At 47.1% G+C, this 21,666-nt stretch carries 15 protein-coding genes and 1 tRNA gene; 1 reads left to right on the forward strand and 15 read right to left on the reverse strand.

Going from position 1 to position 21,666, the window contains the following annotated elements:
- Nucleotides 1-34: 34 nt before the first annotated feature.
- The 11 genes from RSF91_RS10980 to RSF91_RS11030 form a co-directional block, all read right to left on the reverse strand.
- The gene (locus RSF91_RS10980) at nucleotides 35-1,468 is read right to left on the reverse strand and encodes a capsule biosynthesis protein (protein WP_332568449.1); all 1,434 of its coding nucleotides are present in this window, start codon (nucleotides 1,466-1,468) and stop codon (nucleotides 35-37) included.
- 258 nt (nucleotides 1,469-1,726) lie between these two features.
- Entirely contained in the window at nucleotides 1,727-3,805 is a 2,079-nt protein-coding gene (locus RSF91_RS10985) for a capsular polysaccharide biosynthesis protein (RefSeq protein WP_332568450.1), read from the reverse strand.
- Between the two features lie 88 nt (nucleotides 3,806-3,893).
- Entirely contained in the window at nucleotides 3,894-5,429 is a 1,536-nt protein-coding gene (pgi, locus tag RSF91_RS10990; RefSeq protein ID WP_332568451.1) for a glucose-6-phosphate isomerase, read from the reverse strand.
- Nucleotides 5,430-5,587: 158 nt separating this feature from the next.
- Nucleotides 5,588-6,454 carry a UTP--glucose-1-phosphate uridylyltransferase GalU gene (gene galU / locus RSF91_RS10995; protein ID WP_332568452.1) on the reverse strand — a complete coding sequence of 289 codons (867 nt, stop codon included), beginning with the start codon at nucleotides 6,452-6,454 and terminating at the stop codon, nucleotides 5,588-5,590.
- A 297-nt stretch (nucleotides 6,455-6,751) separates the two neighbouring features.
- Nucleotides 6,752-8,212, reverse strand: coding sequence for a glycosyltransferase (locus RSF91_RS11000; RefSeq protein WP_332568453.1), 1,461 nt, complete (start codon nucleotides 8,210-8,212; stop codon nucleotides 6,752-6,754).
- A 251-nt stretch (nucleotides 8,213-8,463) separates the two neighbouring features.
- Complete coding sequence (locus tag RSF91_RS11005) at nucleotides 8,464-12,186, reverse strand: CDP-glycerol:glycerophosphate glycerophosphotransferase (protein WP_332568454.1); 3,723 nt, start codon at nucleotides 12,184-12,186, stop codon at nucleotides 8,464-8,466.
- Nucleotides 12,187-12,194: 8 nt separating this feature from the next.
- Nucleotides 12,195-13,244, reverse strand: coding sequence for a galactosyltransferase-related protein (locus RSF91_RS11010; RefSeq protein ID WP_332568455.1), 1,050 nt, complete (start codon nucleotides 13,242-13,244; stop codon nucleotides 12,195-12,197).
- Nucleotides 13,241-15,043, reverse strand: coding sequence for a polysaccharide biosynthesis/export family protein (locus tag RSF91_RS11015; protein WP_332568456.1), 1,803 nt, complete (start codon nucleotides 15,041-15,043; stop codon nucleotides 13,241-13,243). The genes RSF91_RS11010 and RSF91_RS11015 overlap by 4 nt, the downstream gene beginning before the upstream one ends.
- A gap of 26 nt (nucleotides 15,044-15,069) precedes the next feature.
- Nucleotides 15,070-16,200 (reverse strand): chain-length determining protein, encoded by a 1,131-nt coding sequence (locus tag RSF91_RS11020; RefSeq protein WP_332568457.1) that lies wholly within the window; start codon nucleotides 16,198-16,200, stop codon nucleotides 15,070-15,072.
- Nucleotides 16,197-16,868 (reverse strand): ABC transporter ATP-binding protein, encoded by a 672-nt coding sequence (locus tag RSF91_RS11025; protein WP_332568458.1) that lies wholly within the window; start codon nucleotides 16,866-16,868, stop codon nucleotides 16,197-16,199. The genes RSF91_RS11020 and RSF91_RS11025 overlap by 4 nt, the downstream gene beginning before the upstream one ends.
- The gene (locus RSF91_RS11030; RefSeq protein WP_332568459.1) at nucleotides 16,865-17,623 is read right to left on the reverse strand and encodes an ABC transporter permease; all 759 of its coding nucleotides are present in this window, start codon (nucleotides 17,621-17,623) and stop codon (nucleotides 16,865-16,867) included. The genes RSF91_RS11025 and RSF91_RS11030 overlap by 4 nt, the downstream gene beginning before the upstream one ends.
- 388 nt (nucleotides 17,624-18,011) lie before the next feature.
- On the opposite strand from RSF91_RS11030, the gene selD reads away from it, so the two are divergent.
- The gene (gene selD / locus RSF91_RS11035; protein WP_332568460.1) at nucleotides 18,012-19,082 is read left to right on the forward strand and encodes a selenide, water dikinase SelD; all 1,071 of its coding nucleotides are present in this window, start codon (nucleotides 18,012-18,014) and stop codon (nucleotides 19,080-19,082) included.
- A gap of 113 nt (nucleotides 19,083-19,195) precedes the next feature.
- On the opposite strand, the gene RSF91_RS11040 is transcribed toward selD, so the two are convergent.
- The 4 genes from RSF91_RS11040 to RSF91_RS11055 all read right to left on the reverse strand — a co-directional run bounded on the left by RSF91_RS11040 (nucleotide 19,196) and on the right by RSF91_RS11055 (nucleotide 21,604).
- Nucleotides 19,196-19,672, reverse strand: a complete 477-nt coding sequence (locus tag RSF91_RS11040) for an Lrp/AsnC family transcriptional regulator (protein ID WP_099736667.1) — start codon at nucleotides 19,670-19,672, stop codon at nucleotides 19,196-19,198.
- Nucleotides 19,673-20,089: 417 nt separating this feature from the next.
- Nucleotides 20,090-20,166: transfer RNA gene (locus RSF91_RS11045), tRNA-Gln, on the reverse strand.
- Between the two features lie 93 nt (nucleotides 20,167-20,259).
- Nucleotides 20,260-20,580: a heavy metal-binding domain-containing protein gene (locus tag RSF91_RS11050; protein ID WP_332568461.1), complete on the reverse strand. Its 321-nt coding sequence runs from the start codon at nucleotides 20,578-20,580 to the stop codon at nucleotides 20,260-20,262.
- 121 nt (nucleotides 20,581-20,701) lie between these two features.
- Complete coding sequence (locus tag RSF91_RS11055; RefSeq protein WP_332568462.1) at nucleotides 20,702-21,604, reverse strand: LysR family transcriptional regulator; 903 nt, start codon at nucleotides 21,602-21,604, stop codon at nucleotides 20,702-20,704.
- Nucleotides 21,605-21,666 lie beyond the last annotated feature (62 nt).

Genomic DNA, 21,666 nt, shown 5'->3' on the forward strand with positions numbered 1-21,666 from the left:
TGAAATTATTTAAAAAGTTCAAATATCGATTTTTTCAAAATACATCTTCAACGCTCTTGCTTGAACGCGCCGAACTTGACTTAAAATGCAGAGGCTCTTCTCCATCAATATGATCTATATCTTCAGGCCACTGGAATGGATCCACTGAAGCCCCTCCACCCCATAACCGTTGCGCCATTTGACCATCCAGCGCAACACCACACTTCCAGGAAACATCTGGAAGCTTTCTATAGAAGCTCCCATTAATCTGGGTCAACTCAATCAGAGCCTTGCGAAACCGAGAAAGCATAGCGGGGTCGGGATTTGATTTGTTAGCATAAAACCAAAAATCTCTCATACGCCCCTGAAAAGTCAGCCCCTCCATATCATAAAGAGCGTTACCACAAACCCGAACCGGTGCTCCATGGCTCAATGCAGACAACCCAGTTGTGCTGTTGACGAGTACCACCCCTTTAGCATCTTTCAACAAAGTGGGTAAATGCTGATCATGAATGTATAAAACGCGGCCTTGCAATCCATGTCTTTTGGCAAGGAGGTTAATTATGTTTGAGTAATCTCTATGCCCTCTATCCATTGGGTGATGCTTGAAGACAATAATGTCTTCAAAAATAGATTCGCCATCATCTGGAACACCATTTATCTTCTCTGCGCGCAGTGCTCTTGAAAATGAATGAAGCACATGATTGATGAAATCTGTCACAAATTCATAATCAGAATGAACCAGTATTTGAGCATCGTTATAAACTTGCAAAGGTGCCAGAAAAAATTTTTTCCGCTTTGCACCGTGCAAAAGGCTTTCCACGCCTTTCTCAGAACGCCTATACCAAAATTTTCTCAAATAGCTCAACCACCACCAAGGTGAATCCCTCACCGTCATTTTTCTGTGATGCAATGCGTTATTCCAGAATAACTGCCCCAGCCAAGCAATAAAAAAATATATCATTCCCCACATGGCTGCATGCCAATAGGAGTTACCCACTCTCTTCACTTCTTTCGAGACATGAAGAAATTCAGAATTATTGAATACATCAACAGGAGGTTTGCTACGTTGCTTTAACCAAAATGCAAGTTTCTCATCAAAATTTGAATGCCCATTGACGCCCAATGGCTCAAAAGTAATGTGATCAGGCCTTAAATAGCCTTCTTCGAACACACCCAAGGCACAGCCATATCGCTCTGTCAAGGAACGAACGCAAGCATGCACTGGGCGACAGTCTCCAAACAAAATAACCGCATCAATTTGATGCCTGACAATAAACTGCTCCAGTATGTCTGGCCACTGAGACAGTTCTCCACGAAATGAATGTGCCCTTGACGGATAAAAAATCCAGTCACCCGCATTAAAATTGAACTTGAAAACGGTTGCTCCTACCGCGCGCAAGTCCTTGGCCAGATTCCAGAAAAATGGCCCTACAGGCCCTTGCAATAAAAGTACACGCTTGGATGAAAATCCATTTTTTTTATTCATGTGGAAAAATTTAACGACTGCTTAGCAGCTCTACATTCTCAGAATGGCTCTCACGCCAACTCATTTGATGGATAAAAATGATTCGAACCCGCTCAATTGATGCCCTCGCCACCCCATATAAAGAAACAATCAACAAAATAAATTCATTGATTCAATTAATAAAAACACAATAACCAGCCTCGCATCTTAAGGTCGTACAAGCCACTATTTATGCCAGAGCTAGGCAATGGCAAAAGAAACGCCTCGACACACAGCGAGTCAACGGGAAAGCACCCAGGAACGAAGCAAAACATGGCATTTACGCAATTGCCGCCTCAGCCATCCAAGCCTCAAAGTAATCAAACCACCGTTCTTCTCAAGCGAAGAACGCTGCTCCAACAAGCGCCTCAGCACCGCCTCACAGGTGGTATACCCTTTCAATACGGGGTCCCAGTACAGCGGATAGTGGAGCAATGCTCCGGCAACCAGCTCATCCAATGAAAGCAAGCGGTTTCGGCGAGGAACAGGCAATAAATCCGTTGTCAGGCCCCAACCCGCATAAAAAGGTCGGCCATGCACAACGACCTGCTTGTTGCGTAGCAACGCATCAAAGCCAGTCAATGAGGTCATCGTCACCACGACATCACAAGCGTCGATACAACTCACCACCGACGCACCTTGCTCTATGTGATTCGCATACTTCAGAGCAGCCGCAGAATCCAAACGTCCTTTGCGATTGCCACTGCTCACATCCGGATGGGGCTTGAAAACAATGAACGCCTGAGGAAAAGCTTCGCGCGCAGCTTGTAGCAAGCCCAAATTGGTGCACACGCCATTCGTGTCGCAACCAAACCGAATGGAAGCGTCATCCTCCACTTGACCTGGCACCAAAATGACTTTGCACCCATCCACAGGCCAGCGGACTGCCTGATTAGGTTCCAAGTTGTATTTGGTGATGCCATGCTCAACGATAAAGCTACGGACGTTTTGCGCACGCCCCAGATCCTGCTCACTGAAGTTTTGCGTATTGAGCAAGTCCTCCAGCTCAGAAGGTCGAGCGGGATCAAAGTAAATGCCCTTGGCATCTAGCACAAAGGACTGCGGCGGGATCAAATCTGAGCCCAGCCCTACAGAGCGGACAAAGCCATCCTCCATATGCAACAGGCGCACGCCAGCTGAAAGCGCCAGCTCCTGCAGGCCCGTTGGCGGCACGCGCCCCCAGCAAACCAGGCAATCTTGATCCACAGGTTTCAATGCAGCTGCAGCCTTGGCATCTTTGACGAAGACAACCTTATCAGCATGCAAAGAAAGCATGGACTTGACATTGGCCGCTTTCCATCGACGAAAGCCCACCACAATCATTCGACCGGGAAAACGCTTGGCAATCTCTCTCTGACGCTCCAGCCAATGAATGACATCCATGACATTACCGCGCTGTCTGGTTTCCGGATTGAGGTATCGGCTGTAATGCATATACCCAGCCGCAAACAACTCATCCACCGAGCGTCGGCGACCGGCACGGCGCAACATGGCCGGATGCTGCGGCTGGCGATCATCCGTCACACCCCAGCCCGCATACCAGGGCACTCCAAAGCAGATGACCGACTTGTCGGCAAGCAAGGCCTCGAACCCCATGGTCGAGCTGACCACATAGACCTTGTCCATTTGAGCAATCAGGCTAATGGGATTGACCGCATCGCGCAGCACCACCGTGCGGGCATCGGGCTGCACCCCCGTCAGATAGCCGCCCTTGCGGCCCGAAGTCACCTCGGGATGGGTCTTGACATAAACCGTGGCCTGAGGATTCTCTGCCAGCGCAGCGGCAAGCATGGCGTCAAAAGTAGCGGCATCCGCCCCACCCTTGGCCACACTCATATCGCCCGCAGTCTGGTCCACCACCAGCACCCGCAGAACATCACCGCTGCGCAGCATGCCATCAGGCAGGTCAGGAGCGTGGTTGTACTTGCTCAAGTCTGCGGACAATAATTGTTTGCGTGCCTGCTGCACCAGCGCTGCATCAGGCGCGAGCACATCAGCGCCGCTGCACAGCAATAGCTCCAACGCGCTGGAGCGGGTGCAGTCGTAGTAAATGCCTGCGTCATCGACCACCAGCGACAGCGGCGGGAAATGCTCGCCTGTGCCGAAGGAGCGTAGAAAGCCATCCTCCAGTGCCACATAAGGCAACCCATGCTTGCTTGCATACGCCATGGGCTTACGTGTACTAGGTCGCTGTCCCCAGCCGGCTACCGCATCCACGCGTGTGCCAAAGCCCATGCGTACGGGTTTAGCTTCCAAGCACTGCACCAGCAGCGGCAAACGCCAAATGCCACGCGAAAAAATACCTACGCTATGAATCACACAACTCCAAATATCTCAAGGTCAAGGCATTACGTCCCGACTTGCCGCTCATCAATACACCAGATGTCGCAGTAAAGCGCGCTCACGACTATGCCAACGCACAGCATGCCAGCAGCCCTGCCGTTGAAGCATCCAGCCCTGAGACATCGCCCGAGTCCAGGCGCTTGCGTAAATCCTTAGCCAAAGTCTTGCCAAGTTCGACCCCCCATTGGTCAAAGCTGTTAATACCCCACACCGTTCCAGCCACAAACACGCGGTGTTCTTGTAACGCAAGCAACGCCCCCAAAGATTCAGGTGTCAAAGCATCCAACAGCATGAAGGTGCTGGGCCTGTTTCCTGGAAAGTCTTGATGTCCAAGCAATTGCTCCGGCCCGGCCTTACTTCCCTGCATTAACGCCTGCGCCTGCGCCAACGCATTGGCTAGCAACGCTTCCTGATGCTCCGGCAAGTCATGATCCGCCTCTCGGGCGGCAATAAACTCAACAGGAATACGTTGCGTGCCTTGATGCAGCCACTGAAAGAAAGCATGCTGACCGTTACTGCCTGGCTCACCCCACACCATGCCCGTCGTCAAACAACCGACTGGCTTGCCGTTCGCCATCACCTGCTTTCCATTACTTTCCATCTCCAGTTGTTGCAGATAGGCAGGCAACCTGCGCAGGCCATGGTGGTATGGAGCCACGCAGCGTCCCGGCATCTCCAAAAAGCTGCCGTACCACACATCCAGCAAACCAAGCCAAACCGGTGCATTGCGCTCCAGTGGCTGCTGAGCAAAATGAATATCCATCTGCGCAGCGCCAGCCAGCAAGCGCTCAAAAACTTCTGCACCGACAGCTAACGCAACCGGTAGCCCCACCGCAGACCAAATGGAAAAGCGTCCGCCAATCCCCTCTGGGATATGTAGCGTCTGCGTAAAACCATTCTGACGGGCAATATCTTCGCGCGAAGAAACTGCAACAAAGTGATCTGGCCAATGCAGACCAGCCGCTGCGGACACCCAAACCTGGGCAGAAGCCATGTTGCGCTGCGTTTCTGCCGTAGACCAAGACTTGGAAGCCACAATGAACAAAGTCCGAGCTGGCTCCAGCCCCTGCAGCGCCTGATGCAGATCATGGCCATCCATATTGGACACAACGTGAACACGCGGTCCCCCCAAGCACCAAGGATGCAGCGCCTGCAGCACCAACTCCGGCCCCAAGCCCGACCCACCAATACCGATGTGAACTACATCGGTGAAACGTGCTTGCTCACGCACCTGCTGCGCCATGGTCAACATGGCGCTCAGGCCTGCATGGCATTCTTCATCGTTCTGGAAACCGCCCTGAGCCGAAAAAGGTGCGCGCAAGCGCACATGCAAAGCAGGGCGCTGTTCTGTCTCATTCACCACAGTGCCTGCATACAGCGCATCCCGCCTTTGCTCAACACCAGCCTGTCGCGCCAATTGAAGCAAGTCCTGCAGCACTGCTTCATCCCACAGAGATTTGGAGCAATCCAGCAAAACATGGGGTGCATGCAGGCTCAAATTCTCAAACCGATCTGGGCTACTCAAAGCCTCAGACAAATTCAACGTCTGCCTACAGGCAGCAGCCTTAGACGCCAGTGCCCGCCAAATAGGTGTATCCACACTCAAAACATCATCCTCGACAACTCACACTCTGCAGGCCCCGCCTGCACCTGTAGCACACTCACTCCTGAAACAAGAGCTGCCAGCGCTTTACAAGCATTGAATTCAAGTATTTTTTATTGAAAAATCAAGCCAGACAAGCGCTAGCAGCTATTGTTTTATGAGGACATCGACTGGAGCAATGCCTCGAACTGTCCACCTACCTCGGGATGCTTACGCGCCATGGCCAAGGTCGCTTCCAGATAGCCAATCTTGGAGCCACAGTCATAGCGCGTTCCCTGGAAGCGATAAGCCAGCACCTGCTCCTCCGCCATCAAAGCCGCAATACCATCCGTCAGCTGAATTTCCCCGCCGGCCCCTTTACCCAAACGAGCCAAGTGGTGGAAGATGCGCGGCGTCAGCACATAACGACCAACCACAGCCAATGTCGAGGGGGCTTCTTCAGGCTTAGGCTTCTCCACAATGGCATGCACCGCTTCCAAGTCATCTTTGATCGGCTTGCTATCCACAATGCCGTAGCTGCGCGTATCCTCCCGCGGCACCTGCTGCACACCCAATACCGAGCATTTGTAGTAATCGTAAACATCCACCATCTGACGCATCACTGCGGGCTCACCATCCAGCAGATCGTCAGCCAGCAACACGGCAAAAGGCTCATTACCCACCACAGGCTGGGCACACAACACTGCATGGCCCAGCCCCAAAGCTTCAGGTTGGCGGATATAGACACACTTCATATCCGCAGGCATCAGGCTCCGCACATAACTGAGCATCTCGGTCTTGCCACGCAACTCCAGCTCGTTTTCGAGTTCGTATGCCTTGTCAAAGTGGTCTTCAATACTGCGCTTGCTGCGTCCCGTCACAAACACCATTTCCTTGATGCCTGCTGCCAGAGCCTCTTCCACCGCATACTGAATAAGCGGCTTATCCACCACTGGCAACATCTCTTTCGGGCTAGCTTTGGTGGCAGGTAAAAAACGGGTCCCCATTCCTGCTACAGGAAATACTGCTTTTGTAACTTTCATCTTTAAATTTCAATAAAACTGAAACAATCTTACGTTAAAAATCAAAAAATCTTTATTCTTCTCAGACTCAACTTGAAATGCTGGGACTTTCGTGACCAGAGACAACCAATCTGAGCCCAATAATAACTCCATACATAATTATTAATTCTTGGAAACTCTAAAAACCCCATCGCATGGAACCATAGCCATTTATCTTATTAGGTTAATCAAAAAATTTAATTTAAAGAGGATTTGGCTTTTTTTTCTAGAGGACACGTCAATTAATCAAACCCTTGACTAAATAAATTTATTTCCACATTAATTAATCAGAGAGATTATTCTTTCTTTCCATGAATTTATTTCATGGTCTTTTATACTAGGCAGACAATTATCTTGATATTCTTTTGGAGAAGATAGAATTTTTGAAATAGCATCTGAAATTCCATCCACATCATCATTATTCACCAAATGTCCATTGATCTGGTTTTTAACCATTTCATTTGGCCCATAGTTTACATTTGATGTAATGACAGGACAACCCATACTCAAAGACTCGAGAATTGAAAGACCAAAACCTTCAAACTTTGTCAAACTAATACTTAATTCTGCTTCTTCAAATATTTTCAATGCCTCATTAGTATACCCACGAAGAATTACTTTATCTTTTAGATTTAGATCTATAATAATTTTTTCAATATTATCTTTTTCTGGCCCAACTCCATAAATTTCATAAATATAATCTGGAAAATTATTAATTATTTTAGAAAAAGCATAAATTACTGGAATTACCGGCTTATTGTGAACGAGTCGAGTTACGGTAACTATTTTTTTTATTCTACCTAGATTGGATTTACTATCCACATAAGGATGAGGAATTATAATACTTTTGCTATAAATATCCAAATTAAAAGTTTTAAAATCTTCTCGCTGGAGATTTGTTAAAAATACATATTTTTCAAAATCACTATTTTTTATTAAATGCTTTGTGTCATTGCAATAATTTTGATGGCTATGAATAAATGCAATCTTCTTGCATTCAATATTCTTCAAGAGTTCGGCAGTTCTAGAAAAGTGGCTATCAACAAATACAATATCATCTGTGCTTATTACAGAGGAAATCCATTGTTTTTTAAAATGCATTTCATTGGAGTCGATTACCTCCTCGGTTTGCATATCAAATATTCTAGTTATTTTATTATCTTTGAACCAAAAATTTAAAATAGGGCATTTATTTTTATTGAAAATAACTTGCTGCTTTTTCTCTCCATTGTTAAAACATTCTAGAGAGATTAATGAATTTTTATAAAAACCATACCTTTTTTCAAGGATTGAATGATCTAGACTATTCATACAGTCTATAAAACCGATATTTCCATTTCCCCTATATGAAATAAATTTATTATAAACCCCATTTTCATCAAAAACTCTTAATGAATTATCTTTCTTTTGAAAATTAAAGTAATCAATATTGTCCAACAAATATTGATACTCGAGGACAAAAGGTTTTTTATTTTTTTTAATATTTTTTTCACCAACATCTGAAAATATATTTATTACGTTAACTTTTTTACTAATTTTACCTACTAAAATTAGCTCCTCGAGGATTTGTTCCAAATGTAATTGGTAATTTATTACCAATATGGTTACGCAGTGAAACTCCGCAAGAAAGCTAGCTTTCTTATATATAGAGCTAGTTAATCCACCAGCCTTTGAATATAGGCCTTCGACGATAAAAAATATATTTTTACGCATTTTTTTCTTATGTAGATGATGGTTCACAAATACCATCTATTTATAAAAAGCTCCGATTCGATTTTCAAAATAAACTAAATATTAATTTAATATTTTTCTATTTTTCTATTTTTCTATTTTTCTATTTTTCTATTTTTTCGGATAATTTCAACATTGATTTCTTTCTCAAAAATAGCGACTTAGCTTACGCGAAAATTTTTAAACCATATTTTCAATATCATAGCCCAATAAAATTATTGAGCTATTATTCAGTACTAATAGTTTATATACTCCCTATATTATCTTACATTAATTTTTTTGAAATCTGCAATCAGTGCAAAATCACTCACATCAGATGCGGCAGATTCAGCATGCAAAACAAAATCATTTGCTCTATCAAATCTATTCTGAGAAATCAGGCTCTTGAAAATAAACAATGAAATTGCAGGAGACGCACTATCCGGAGAATCTGAGAAAATATCAACAAGAGAATTAAAGCTTTCTGACTCCTTAAAATCAGTATGTTTAACGATCAAATCTGAAATTTCTGGGTCATCTAAAAATCTATTCAGAAGTTTTATGCCAATCACAGGAGAAATCAGTGCCTTTATTTTCTTATATTGGCGAAGTTTCATCCAGTTATCAATATCCTCCCCGCACAAAGATTCGACTGATGACTGAGCAATCGATTCATAATCTACGATAGCCCCATCGAAATCACCAAGTCCGATTTTAATACGCGTTGCAAAATTTTTTGCTACCGCTGGTTGCAGTCGGCCTGAGATAGCTTCAAATACCTGCTCAGCATATGCCACACAGTGGGTTCTAAAGCAGGCCTGCAGAAACAGATCGAAATGATCCAAAGATGACTCACAAGAAGCAAACTGCATACTTGCACGCAGTCCATCCCAGTCTCGCTGGAGATAGTGACTCAGGATATCCATGGACTGCTTTCTAACGGGCTTGAGACTCTTCTTAATCTCATCAAACATCTGAGTATTCTTGTTACTGGCAGCATACTTCAGCAAGCTTTCAGAGTAATCGAGCAGAGCCTCGTCATCAGGGTTGCGGTCAAGCACTTCCTTGACATATCTATAACATCCCAATGCCACAAAAGTATCCAAGCATTGTGTAATCGTATCTACGCTCCACTGTTGACCATATGCTTCATAGAGCTCTAAAACTCTGTCGTACTGCTTATCCTTTGAAAGAAGCACAATAAGTGGCCTAACATACTCCTCTTCATCTGTCAGTTCAAAGCATTGCTGGTAATATTTTATCGCAGTCTGTATAAAGTTCTTTTGTTCGGCCTCGGTTGCGGCTAAGCGCAGACGATTTACTTGCTCCTCTTTTGACATAACCACAGGCTCTTGCAGACGCTTGATTGCTTCATAAGTCCGTTCGCAGCATTTTCCATCGCGGAATGCAAAGGTTTCATCCGCAATCCTCTGATAATTTTTCCAAATTTCACAGTCAGGTTGAAGCAGATATTTTTCCAAATTTGAAACGACTTCTTCGAGCTCCAGGCAAACCGGCCCAAAACCATTCAGATCATAGTCAAAATATCCTTTTTGATAAGTATGAGCACCGGAAAAAAACTCATCTCGATCAAACTGATAATATATAACAGGCTTCTTCAGATAAGCGACCTCAAATGCAACAGAAGAATAATCTGTAATCAATACATCTGTCTCAACAAAGGTTCCTTGCATGCTCTCAGCGTCAGAGCCCCTCTTTACCTCAATATATTTAGGAACATCAAACCCTTCAATATACAAATCTATATTCGCATGAGGATAAAATATTATATTAGCATTTAATCTCTCAGAAATATTTTTTAATTTTTCAGAATGCAACAGAGATTTCCAAGAAACAGCATATAACGAATCAAAAAAATCTTTATTTATTGCCCTTTGATTCGGTGTCCCTAGTTGCTCACCCATTAAATTATTACGCCAAGTAGGCATAATAACAATGTTCCTTCTTTTACACTCTGGACGAATTTCATTAAGCTTCAACAAACTATCATGTCGAGGAAATCCTGTCAGCACAACTTCTTTACCAGAAAATTTATACTGATTAAAATCAGAAACAATGCTTTCATACTCATCATGTGTTGCCGTCACAAAAAAATCTATTGGCTTACTATTAAGCCACTTTGAAAGATTATCTTTGGTCACACCATGTTGTAAAAAAACATGCTTGAAGTCAATAATATCGCCATAATCCTTTATAGGCAGCGGATTCATTACATACCCATCAGCATGACTAGATATAATAAGCTTTGCATTCACTGTAGCTAAGCGATGCTCTTCTGAATCGAAATCCAGCATATTAAATCCTTCCTTCGCAAGACGCTTCCAGTGAGGCGATGCCTTTCTTAGTACAAAAAATGCATTAATTTCCGGATGATTATTTCTCACATACCGATATAAATGCTCTGCATTATCATCAGCCATGGTATCTCTATCCATAAAAATCCATGCATTTTTATAGATCTTACGAGTTTGAAAATTTAACGCTTTATCGCGCAATGGCTTTGCCAAAGCACTAACTTTTTTTGGATCAAAAACCGGCAACGCCAATATTTCCAGAAGTTTATTGCATGAAACCCCCGATTTAAACTGTTTACCCCTTAATGAGATTCGTGACAATTTTCCATCTATTTCCACAATGAAATTATCTTCTGCTTGCGGCACAGATACCCAAATAATTCGCTCACAAACAAATTCACGCCCCAAAAAATCATGTTTCCTATTTTTTTCAAAAATAGGAAAAATCTTATTACCCCCGATAAAAATATCCTCACTAGGTAACTCGCTATGCCAAAAATATTTTATACAAAGTAATTTTTTTGATTCATCCCAAGAATCAGCATATACCATTGAAAAATCAGGCTTAGAATTTTTAAGAAACCCAAGAATACCAACTTTATGAAAAAGCCAACATCCAGCCAATGAGAATTCCAAAATAGTCTGATCATCAATAAATGAAGCTATTTTTCTTAGGTTATTTATATATAAAGCCTTGAGGTTTTCATCCATGAAAACCAAATTATGACCATTATTCAATACCGATTTAACCATCCAAACCAAATCATAAAGAATAGTACTTTGCAACCATTTCGGAATAGATCCGTTATTTTCATTGAAGATCAACAACAATCGCAAGTATCCATTCTCAATGAGCTGTGTATAACGGCGCTCATCAAAAAATGAATTATCTAATGTAGAAGTTCCATCCGACCTCTTTCGGTAAAAATACTTTGCAGATGGAAGAAAAGAAATCCAACTGTGCTTACTCTTCAACAGAATTCTGGATACAAAATCTCCATCCTCAAAATTCGGCTTTATATCTTCATGAAACCTAACGCCTGACTCCTGCAATGTAATTGCATTAAAAAATACAGAATTAACCGTTAACTGATGAAAAACATTTCCATCATTTACCTCAACCAACTCTTCTTTCTTGAACCTATAATTCAGCGGATGAGAATCAGAAAATTGATTTTTATCTTCGTGGAAAAAAATAAAATTACAACTTACAAAAAGCAATTCTTTCTTTTGGCGGGAAATGTGCTTATCAACTTCGAAAAAATATTCAGCATCAACGAAGTCATCCGGGTCAATGAATGATATCCATTCTCCCGAAGCATAGTTCATTCCTAAATTTCTAGCAGATGCCTGCCCCCCATTTTCTTTTTTTAGATAAACAATATTATCTGGATATTTTTTTTGCCACTTTTTTACAATCTCAGCAGATCCATCGAGAGATCCGTCATCCACCATAATTAGTTGAATATGAGATTTAAAGTCTAACGACTGATTAACCAGCGATTTAAAAAAATCATCTAGATATTTTTCCACCCCATACACCGCAGCAACCACAGAATAGCTGTAATTACCTTTTTTCTTCACCAAGGTTGGGACAGTATTAGATTTTTTAGGCAGCCTCTTATGCAACATATCCTTGAAAAAAAGCTTAGGATCACGCAGCAGTTTTCTCATTTTTTTGGGATTCATCATCAACCTCAGATAGAAAATTTATTCTTCAGCTTTTTTAAAATTCTATGAAAGCTGTATTTATCGCGCATATGCGCAGGTGTTGCATCAAAAAGCTTTTGAAATTTTTCTGGATTTACCTTATTTTCATCACAACATTGTATGAAGTTTTTCAGATTCTCAGGTATCTGATGAAATGCCAAAGTACCGCAAACTTCAGAAAACTCATCCACCTTTTTTTTGAACAGGTCAAAATTATTTATTCGAGCCTGATAATATTTTTCTTTTTTCTCTGATGGGTGATAAATATGCATGGCAATCACATCATTGATAAGAGACTGATAGCACAAACGTGCCAGCCTTCCTCTAAATCCATATCCCAACATAGGTGCCCTGTATGGGTCATTCGTTGAAATATCCGACTTACTCAATTCAATGCTCCCGCTCCACAAACGCACCATGAAATCAAAGTCCTCAAAGCCATGACCTTGATACTCTTCATCAAACCCGCCAATTTTTGAATAATCTTCTGCATGCAAGAGAATGACAGAAGATGGCATCGCCAAATGCATAAATTGAGCGCTGTGAAAATTCAAATATTTTTTCCACAGCACTTTGCTGTCTGCATATTTTCTGATTTCCTTGCTGCCTTTCTCCGAAAGGTAGAGGCAAGGCGCCATTGCGCATCGTGCGCCTTGCCTTTTCATCAGAAAGAGCAGTCCTTGCACAAGTGCCAAATCAGGATAGATATCAATATCCATCAAAGCTAGCAGTGGTGTATTCACCAAACTGAAGCCTGCATTTCTCAATCCCGCCAAGTTGGGAAGAGGACTCTCAGCCTCTACACTAACCACTCTGACCAAAGGCTGATACTCTTGAATCTTCTGCAAAAACTTCTGATCTGCCTTTGATTTTCTATGACTGTGACCGATGACCAAAGGTAATTGATGCTGGACAGAAAATTCTGCCCAATTCATTGCCCTCGTCAAAATTTGCTGGGGTCGCCTTGAAAAATCGACCAATGAGAGCAGCGTTATTTTCTGTAGTTCGGCATTTTCCGTAAGAGTTACTTCACTCACAGGCCAAACACCACCTTCGCACCAATAGCGATTTGGTACATGATTTGTGTTATGTCTTTCCAGAACTGGCGCTTTTTCTCATCAACCTTAGGCAATACCAGCACTTGGTCTCCCGCCTTGATGCGGGTTGCGTCAAAGAGCTTGCTTGTATCGACCTGCTCAAATGCGCCATCGCGACGTGCTACGACAACGCGAGCAGCATCCGCAGTCTGGGTAAATCCGCCCGCGCGATCGATATAGTCCTTGAGGCTGAGCTGTCCATCGAATGCCACGGCATTCGGAAACAGCACTTCGCCACTGACCAGGACCAAGCCATCCTTACGAGGAATTCGAATGACGTCTCCGTTTTCCAGCAGCATGCTGTTGCGCTGCTGCGCCTGGGCAATCTGAACCTGGCCAGTAGGCTCAATTTGCTTGGCCCTCTCTACCCATTGCAGGGTCAAGTCAGCCTCTTCCTTGCGCAAACGTGCTTCTTCGCTGCTACCACTACGTGCTGTCAGCAAGGCCGTTTCCAGACTGCGCAAACTGGTAACCAGCATTTCTTTTTGGCGCTGCTTCACGCTTTGGCGAAACAGCTGAATGCTTTCAGGCTCGGAGTCCGGCAAGGTTTCAATCGTCTGCATCAATGAGCCCAGGCGAGTGCCATAGGGCACCACATATTCCTGCGGATTCATGTGCTCGCCTTCCACGCGCACGCTAATGGTGCCGGGCTTTTTATCGGCGGTGAATTCCAGTTCATCCCCGTTTTGGAGCATCAGCGCATTCGCCTGCTCCAGCGGGTAGTACTCGGTATTTTTGACGGTACCTGTATTACGCGCAATACGCACATGGGTTGCCTGCGCCTGGGGTTTAGCCAGTTGCATGAGCTTGGCCACCGTAGCTTTGTCGCTCTTGAACTCAAACCGTTTGGCGTTATTAACCAACCCCTTGACACTCACCCGGTTAGCGATTGCTGGCACAAAGATCACATCGCCATCACTGAGTTGCAGCAGTGGCAACTGGCCTTTGAGCAGAAAGTCATACAGGTTGAAGCTGGCGCGCACGGTGCTTCCGCGCTTGACCTGCACGGTCAAAAAGCTGCCACGCTCTGGGTCGATGCCTCCGGCTTGATCCAGGTAGTTGAGCAGGCTGTCCATGCTGGTGCCGTTGTACAGGCCCGGACGCATGACATTGCCACCCACAAAAATACGCACCGGCTGCGCTGCCGCGAGGCTGGCATAGCTATAAACATTGGCACGGAATACACGGCGGACTGCAGCCTCCACCTGCTCCTGCAGGTTTTTATTGGCAGCGCCCATGACCTTTACAGGCCCGACCTGGGGCAAAAAGATATTGCCCTGAGGATCTACTGTTACGACATTTTCAAAAGTGAAGCCCCCCCACAGACGCAGATGGATACGGTCCCCCACTGCAACGAGGTAGTCCGGGTTGAACTGGGTCGCTCCGGCTCTTGCAAAGTTGCCTGTGAAAAGGTTGGCTCCAAAAACGTCACTATTCAGGTTGGCGGTGTAGTCTGCCGTTTGCGGAGCCTGTGGCAGCAGCGGTGTCTGCATGGGTACAGATGCCGCTCCTGCATTGACTCGGTTTCCTGAAGCACTCAATGCATCGCTGGTCGCCGAAAGTCCCAACGCCTGATTAATCTGAAGCGGATCGGTATTACTCCAATTACCAGAGGAGGCCTGGGCCGGCTGCTGAGACTGCAAGCTGGTCTTGTTGACCTGGGCCTGAGCAGGCACAAGACTCATTAAAAAAAGCGCGACCGCAGAGGCCGCCCAGGATGGGGCAAAAAAACGTTGCATGATGAATGGGAAAAATTCTGAAAAGATCAATCGCGATGGTCGCGCACGATGGATGCCAGCAATTGCGCCAAGCCAGCCAGCAAGAACGCCCCAAGAATGAAGGTCGCGATGTTGTAAAGGCGCCGGGGGCGCATGGGGTATTCAGGCAGTGGAGCACTCTGCAGTACCTGTACTTTTTTCAGCGTTCGGGTCGCTTCAATACGACCTTTTTCCAGAGCCACCAAAGCGCTCTTGTAAGCATCCTGCAGAAACTGGGCTTCCAACTCCAGGCGCTGATATTCCTCAACTGTTTTATTTAAAGACTGCCCTTTGGCGCTGGTCAGGCGTGCCTTTTCTGTTTTGATCTGCTTTTCGACGGCCTGAATCTGCAGGTCAACTTCAACAACAGCTGGAGCCGTTGCAGCCAGGTAACCCAGCAATGCCGTCTTGCGGGCGCTGAGCTCCGTCATCTGCTCTTCCAGCTTGTTAACAACGCCAGCCAGGTTTTCAGCAGCAGACTGTGGAGAGATCAAGCCTTTGGCATTCTGAAAGGCCAACACACGCTGCCGTGCATCCAGCGCCAGCACACTACGCTCTTTAATCTGCTTTTCCAGAAAGCCAACCTGCTCCTGTGCCAGTTGATGACCTAAGACGTTCATATAGTGCTCGCCTTCGCGCACCAGCGCCTGCGCAATTTTTTGCGCCATTTCTGCATCGTAGGCTTGGGCCTGAATGACTAAAACGCCTGCATATTCATCGTATTCAACACTGACACGCGAAAGAAAGTGCCTATGAAAGAACTCCAGCGAGGCATCTTTGAAGAACATGCGAGTCAGAATATCGTGATCGTGACTGCTGTAATGCTCTCTCAGATGAAGCTCTTGATTGAGCTTTTGCAGCATATCCAGGGAAAGCAGGCGATCTCGCAAAAGCATTTGATCGGTACGTGACGCTCCATCCCCACCCGCCAGCAATGAGCCAAAATCCATCGCCTGAGATGCTGCCATATCAGTGCGCTGAATAATGACACGGGCCTCAGAGACATAACGATCGGAGGCAACAAATCCCCAATATAAAATAGCAAACAAAGATGCAAAAATTGCAATGGCGAATATCTTCATACGCCATATTTTTCGACATAAACTGCTAAATTCTTCTTTTTTGCTGGAATCATTCATTTGGGGATACTATCTTTATAATTTTTCAAGGCATCTTCAATGTCATCAAACCAATGTGCCTGCCCATCATGCAGCCATATTCCAGCCTGACAAAACTGACGTAGCGTTCCATCGCTGTGCGATACCATAATCAGTCCCGAGCGGTCTGCAATGCGTTTGAAGGCATCCGATGCTTTCTTTTTGAATGATGCATCTCCCGCAGAAGTGGCTTCATCCGAAATATAAACATCAAAATCAAATGCCAAAGAAAGGCCGAATTGGAGCCGTGACTTCATACCCGATGAATAGGTGCGAACCGGCTGATCAAATGATGCTCCTAGCTCCGCAAATTCTTCAATAAAGGCAATTTTTTCTGACATCGCATCCGGTGAATCAAAACCGTGCAATCGAGAGACAAATTTGGCATTTTGCCTACCTGTGAGAGAGCCTTGTAACCCACCGCCGTAACCCATAGGCCAGGACACACGGCAGCGGCGCTCCACACTGCCACGGGTAGGAGCGTCAATGCCTCCGATAAGATTCAGCAATGTCGATTTGCCCGCACCATTACGCCCGACCAGTCCAACACTGACTTTGCTCGGTATCGTCAAGCTGACACCTTTCAGAATCCAGCGCCCTGCACCATTTGGGGTTTGATAGCGTTTATGCACGTCATTAACAATAATCATTGCGCCCTCAATTTCCGTGCAAAACGAATCTGCAATGCCAGCCCAATGAATATTGACACGACTGAAAATCCGAAAAGATATTTGAAATTAGCTTCAGGAGCAGCGTGATACACAGGAAAAAAACTGCTTCTCAGTAACTCCAGGCCATGTGCAAAGGGGTTAAGAAATACCCAGTCCCTGTATTTCACAGGGATTGCGGCCAATGGAAAAATAGCCCCTGATAAAAAATAGAGTGGCCTAAATAAAAAATTAGCCAAATTCCCCGCTTCAGGAACCAAATCGCCAACTACTGAAAGAATTAGTCCGATTCCCAAGGCGCAAAGCATGAGCCCAATAAAGGAAAGCATTGTCTCCATAGGAGCGTCGGGAATAACCGAACGGCCAAAGAAGGCCAAAATAGCCAGAAGTACAATGAGAATGACAGTCCCAAGTAACGCTTCAAGGCCGGCCCGCACAATAACCGTATCTATGGGGCGCACCTGCCGGTATGCAAAAAGGGCTTTATTCGCGCCCACAGCCCCCATCGCGCGCTGAAAAATATTCTGAACCGTGAAATAGCCAGTAAGCCCTAGCACCAGCCACACGGCCACATCAGCTCCAGCAACTGAACGCGTACGTAACACCGTGTAAAGCAGTAGCATGAAGCACGCATGCAGAACGGGCTCCAGAACGATCAGCACCCAAGCCCCACGAGCCGAGCTCAGACGAGCCACCGCCTCGCGCAGAAACAAGGCATTCCAGACCGCCAATGTCACAGAGAGCGATCCACGAGGCCCTGCTGGTTCGCTTAAAGAGGATTCTGAGCCCAAAATCAATCCTAAAAAATTTTGGACTCAACACACTGAAATCCAACTTTCTGCTGCCAATTATAGGTTGGCTAGCATCCATAAATTATGGAATTCACAGATGAAGACCTTAGACTATACAGCACAATTTATTACATTTTAATTGACGGAATCTATCAAATATTAATTTTTAATAATTAACAAATTAACTAAGAAATCAATAAAATAGCAAAAAAGTGAAGGCTATCTCTTCATATCACCGTATTGACAGCACCCTGTAGATCGATAATAGAAGGCCTTGCATGCCACACAGAAGTCATCAAAGGCATGCACCTTGAATACGGATAATAGAAACTCCATGACCTCTAACTCCAACATCACCGCAGCGGCAACGCCCCGCCTGACCTCTCTCTCCCACGGCGGCGGTTGCGGCTGCAAGATTGCGCCAGGTGTACTGTCTGAGTTGCTGGCCAAGAGCAATCTGCCCAAGCAGTTCTTTCCTGATCTGCTGGTCGGTACCGAAACTGCTGACGATGCTGCCGTCTACAAGATCAATGACGAGCAGGCAATTGTGGCGACGACGGACTTTTTCATGCCCATCGTTGATGACCCGTATGACTTTGGCCGCATCGCAGCAACCAACGCTCTGTCTGACATTTACGCCATGGGAGGCACACCGCTGATGGCGCTGGCCATTGTGGGTATGCCTATCAATGTGCTATCCCACGATGTGATTGCCAAGATTCTGGAAGGCGGAGAGTCCGTCTGCCGCGATGCCGGTATTCCGCTGGCAGGCGGCCACTCGATTGACTCGGTCGAACCCATCTACGGCCTAGTGGGCATTGGCATCGTCAACCCCAAGCAGATGAAACGCAACGCCGATGCCAAGGCAGGTGACGTGCTGGTTCTGGGCAAACCCCTTGGCGTGGGCATTCTCTCTGCTGCACTCAAGAAAAATCTGCTCGACGATGCGGGCTATCGCGCCATGGTCGATGCCACCACCAAGCTCAACCGCCCTGGCGCTGAGCTTGCCAAGCTGGAAGGCGTGCATGCACTGACCGATGTGACCGGTTTTGGCCTGCTTGGCCACGGACTGGAGCTGGCACGCGGTGCCCAGCTCAGCGCGCATATTGATAGCAGCAAGCTACCTGTCTTGCCCGGCGTACAGGCTTTTGCCGACCAAGGCGTTATCACTGGCGCATCGGGCCGCAACTGGGCCTCTTATGGCGAGCATATTCAGCTGGCTTCTTCCGTGAGTAGCGCTCAGCAAGCGTTGCTGACCGACCCTCAAACTTCGGGAGGCCTGCTGGTCTCCTGCTCCCTCGACTCCGTGGAGCAAGTGCTGCAAGTCTTTGCAGACAGCGGCTTTGCCGACGCTGCAGTGATTGGCCATATGGAATCTGGAGAAGCGAAAGTCTTTGTAGATTAATCGCATCCAGCTATCAAAACGGGATCATTGGCTCCCGTTTTTACAATCCCACAATGCAAAACGCCCGACACAGACCGGGCGTTTTACCTTTACAGGCAGCCAATTCACTGAATTCAGGAAGCAGGGGTCTCGCCCACCACTTCGGCCGTGGTCCGGCGATCAATCTTGCGGCTCAGCACCACCGAGGTGTAGGTTTGCTGAATGCCATCAATCAAACCAATACGGTCGAGCAGCGCATCCAGCTTTTCATTGCTCTCACAGCGCACAAACACCATGTAGTCGTACTGGCCGCTGACGGCAGAAACCTCTTCCACCTCGGTAAAACGGTTGAGCGCCTGCATGACCGAAGTCGCTGTCTTGGGAAGTACACGAATACCGCAATAGGCACGTACCGCTGACTGCTCCATACGCGAGCCCAAACGGACGCCATAACCGGCGATCACACCTTCTTGCTCCAGCTTGGCGATTCGCGCGACCACGGTCGTGCGCGCCAGATTCATCTGACGGGCCAAATGCGCAGTAGAGGCACGCGCGTTGGTCTGCAGCAAGCGCAGCAGTTGGCGGTCCGTTTCATCCAGTCGATATTCCATACCTTGTCTATCCAAATCTTGTCATGCTCTGCATGCTGCCCTCTCGCGGGGCCTCTGCAACGTCTTCAATGCAGGGAGGTCACCGAGAATTTCGGCAAAACCAGCGCCTTGCACAATAACCGACCCAGCTCTCTTGCGCCATAAACCATTGCTGACGAAACGACCAAAGACCCCGTAATTCTGGCTAAGTCAAGCCAGCAAGCCTGATTGACTCGAAAGGGCAACTCCGATCCTCAGGATCGCTTGCATGGATGTTGAACCATCAGGCATGTCGCCGCGTTTGGCTCAAGTTTCTGCAAAAAGGGGAAGGGGCTTAGTTTCAGCAAACATGGCTCACTCATCTTGCCCGTGATTGAGTCAGAAAAAGCGCAAACATAGAAAAGCCCTGATCATTTTCATGATCAGGGCTTTAAATCGTGGCAGGGGAAGAAGGACTCGAACCTTCGCATGCTGGAATCAAAATCCAGTGCCTTAACCAACTTGGCGACTCCCCTACGATGGATCGAATTGTACAACGACTTTTTATGCCCAATTTCGAAGTTGGCTAAAAATGTGCATTTGCACAAAGGTACTCAGGGTTCAGTCGTTCATTCGACCACTACGGCGGTCCCGCTGGCTGACACCATCAGCATGCCATTGCCCTGCCCCAGCACTTCAAAGTCCAGGTCCACACCCACCACGGCATTGGCCCCGGCTTCTGCTGCGCGCTGCTCTAACTCCTTGAGCGCTATTTCGCGGGCCTTTTGCAGCTCTCGCTCATAGGTGCCCGAACGGCCGCCGACGATGTCGCGAATGCCCGCAAAGAAGTCTTTGAACACATTGGCGCCCAGAATCGCCTCGCCCGCCACCACGCCGCAGTAGCGGATGATGCGCTTGCCTTCGATGTTGGGAGTCGTTGTCACAATCATGGCAGTCCTCTGAGTTCAACAAGCTGCCATGGTAGGCCAAGCGCGCAGGTGAACTTCGTAAAAAACAGGCTCCAGCGCTTATTAAACATGCGCTTACAGCTATCAATACCGCAGCACCCGACTATTGCGGCGGGCACAGCAAGGGCTGCATGCCCTGCACTGCATCGCGCAAAAAGCTCCAGGTGGTTGAGATACGCGGAATCTGGCGAGACTCAACGGGCATGCTCATCCAGAAGGTCCGGGTAAAGCAGGCCTGATCAGGCAGCACTCGGCTCAAAATGGGATCTTTGTCTGCCACAAAGGCCGGTAGCACGGCCAGACCCGCACCGGCGCGCACCGCTTCGTACTGGGCGGTGATGCTGGTGCTGCGCAGCGCAAAGCGCTCGGGCCTATGCAAAGTGTCCAGCAACTGCAGCTCTCGCGTAAACAGCAAATCGTCCACGTAGTGCACAAAGCTGTGGTGACGCAGGTCTTCGGTGCGCGCCACCAGCGGCTTGCGCGCCAGGTATTCGCGCTGGCCATAAAGGTAGAGCCGGTAGTCCGTGAGTTTGGTGACGATGACTGAGCCCCGTTTGGGCCGCTCTAGCGAGATAACGATATCAGCCTCGCGGCTTGAGAGATGCAGCATGCGCGGCAGCGCCAGCAAATCCACACTGAGCAGCGGATAGCGCAGCGTGAGCTTGGCCAGCTCAGACGCCAGCATCTGCGTGCCAAAGCCTTCGGTCGCGCCCACGCGTACCAGGCCCGCCGGGCCTTCGCTGGTCGCAGCCTGCGCCAGCGGCCCGTGCTCCAGCCCATCCACAGCGCTTTGCATGGCGTTGCTCACGGCCAGCAACTGGCGCCCGGCTTCTGTCAGCCGCCATTGCCCGGCTTCGCGGGCAAACAGCACGGCTCCCAGCTGCTTTTCCAGCGCCTGAATGCGGCGCGACACCGTAGTGTGCTCCACCCCCAGCTTGCGCGCAGCCGCTGCCATGCTGCCGCTGCGGGCCAGTTCCCCAAAAAAACGCAGGTGGTCCCAATCCACTGGCATCGCCTTTCTTGTTTATGCACTCAACAGCGCTCAACCCGCTATCTGAAAAGCGTTAA

Source organism: Comamonas sp., from assembly GCF_036643215.1.
GTDB lineage: Bacteria > Pseudomonadota > Gammaproteobacteria > Burkholderiales > Burkholderiaceae_C > Comamonas.

Coding starts and splice junctions, on each gene's coding strand:
- RSF91_RS10980 (WP_332568449.1), bottom strand. CDS start 1,468: ATGAATAAAAAAAATGGATTTTCATCCAAGCGTGTACTTTTATTGCAA.
- galU (WP_332568452.1), bottom strand. CDS start 6,454: ATGAAAGTTACAAAAGCAGTATTTCCTGTAGCAGGAATGGGGACCCGT.
- RSF91_RS11005 (WP_332568454.1), bottom strand. CDS start 12,186: ATGAATCCCAAAAAAATGAGAAAACTGCTGCGTGATCCTAAGCTTTTT.
- RSF91_RS11015 (WP_332568456.1), bottom strand. CDS start 15,043: ATGCAACGTTTTTTTGCCCCATCCTGGGCGGCCTCTGCGGTCGCGCTT.
- RSF91_RS11020 (WP_332568457.1), bottom strand. CDS start 16,200: ATGAATGATTCCAGCAAAAAAGAAGAATTTAGCAGTTTATGTCGAAAA.
- RSF91_RS11025 (WP_332568458.1), bottom strand. CDS start 16,868: ATGATTATTGTTAATGACGTGCATAAACGCTATCAAACCCCAAATGGT.
- selD (WP_332568460.1), top strand. CDS start 18,012: ATGACCTCTAACTCCAACATCACCGCAGCGGCAACGCCCCGCCTGACC.
- RSF91_RS11040 (WP_099736667.1), bottom strand. CDS start 19,672: ATGGAATATCGACTGGATGAAACGGACCGCCAACTGCTGCGCTTGCTG.
- RSF91_RS11050 (WP_332568461.1), bottom strand. CDS start 20,580: ATGATTGTGACAACGACTCCCAACATCGAAGGCAAGCGCATCATCCGC.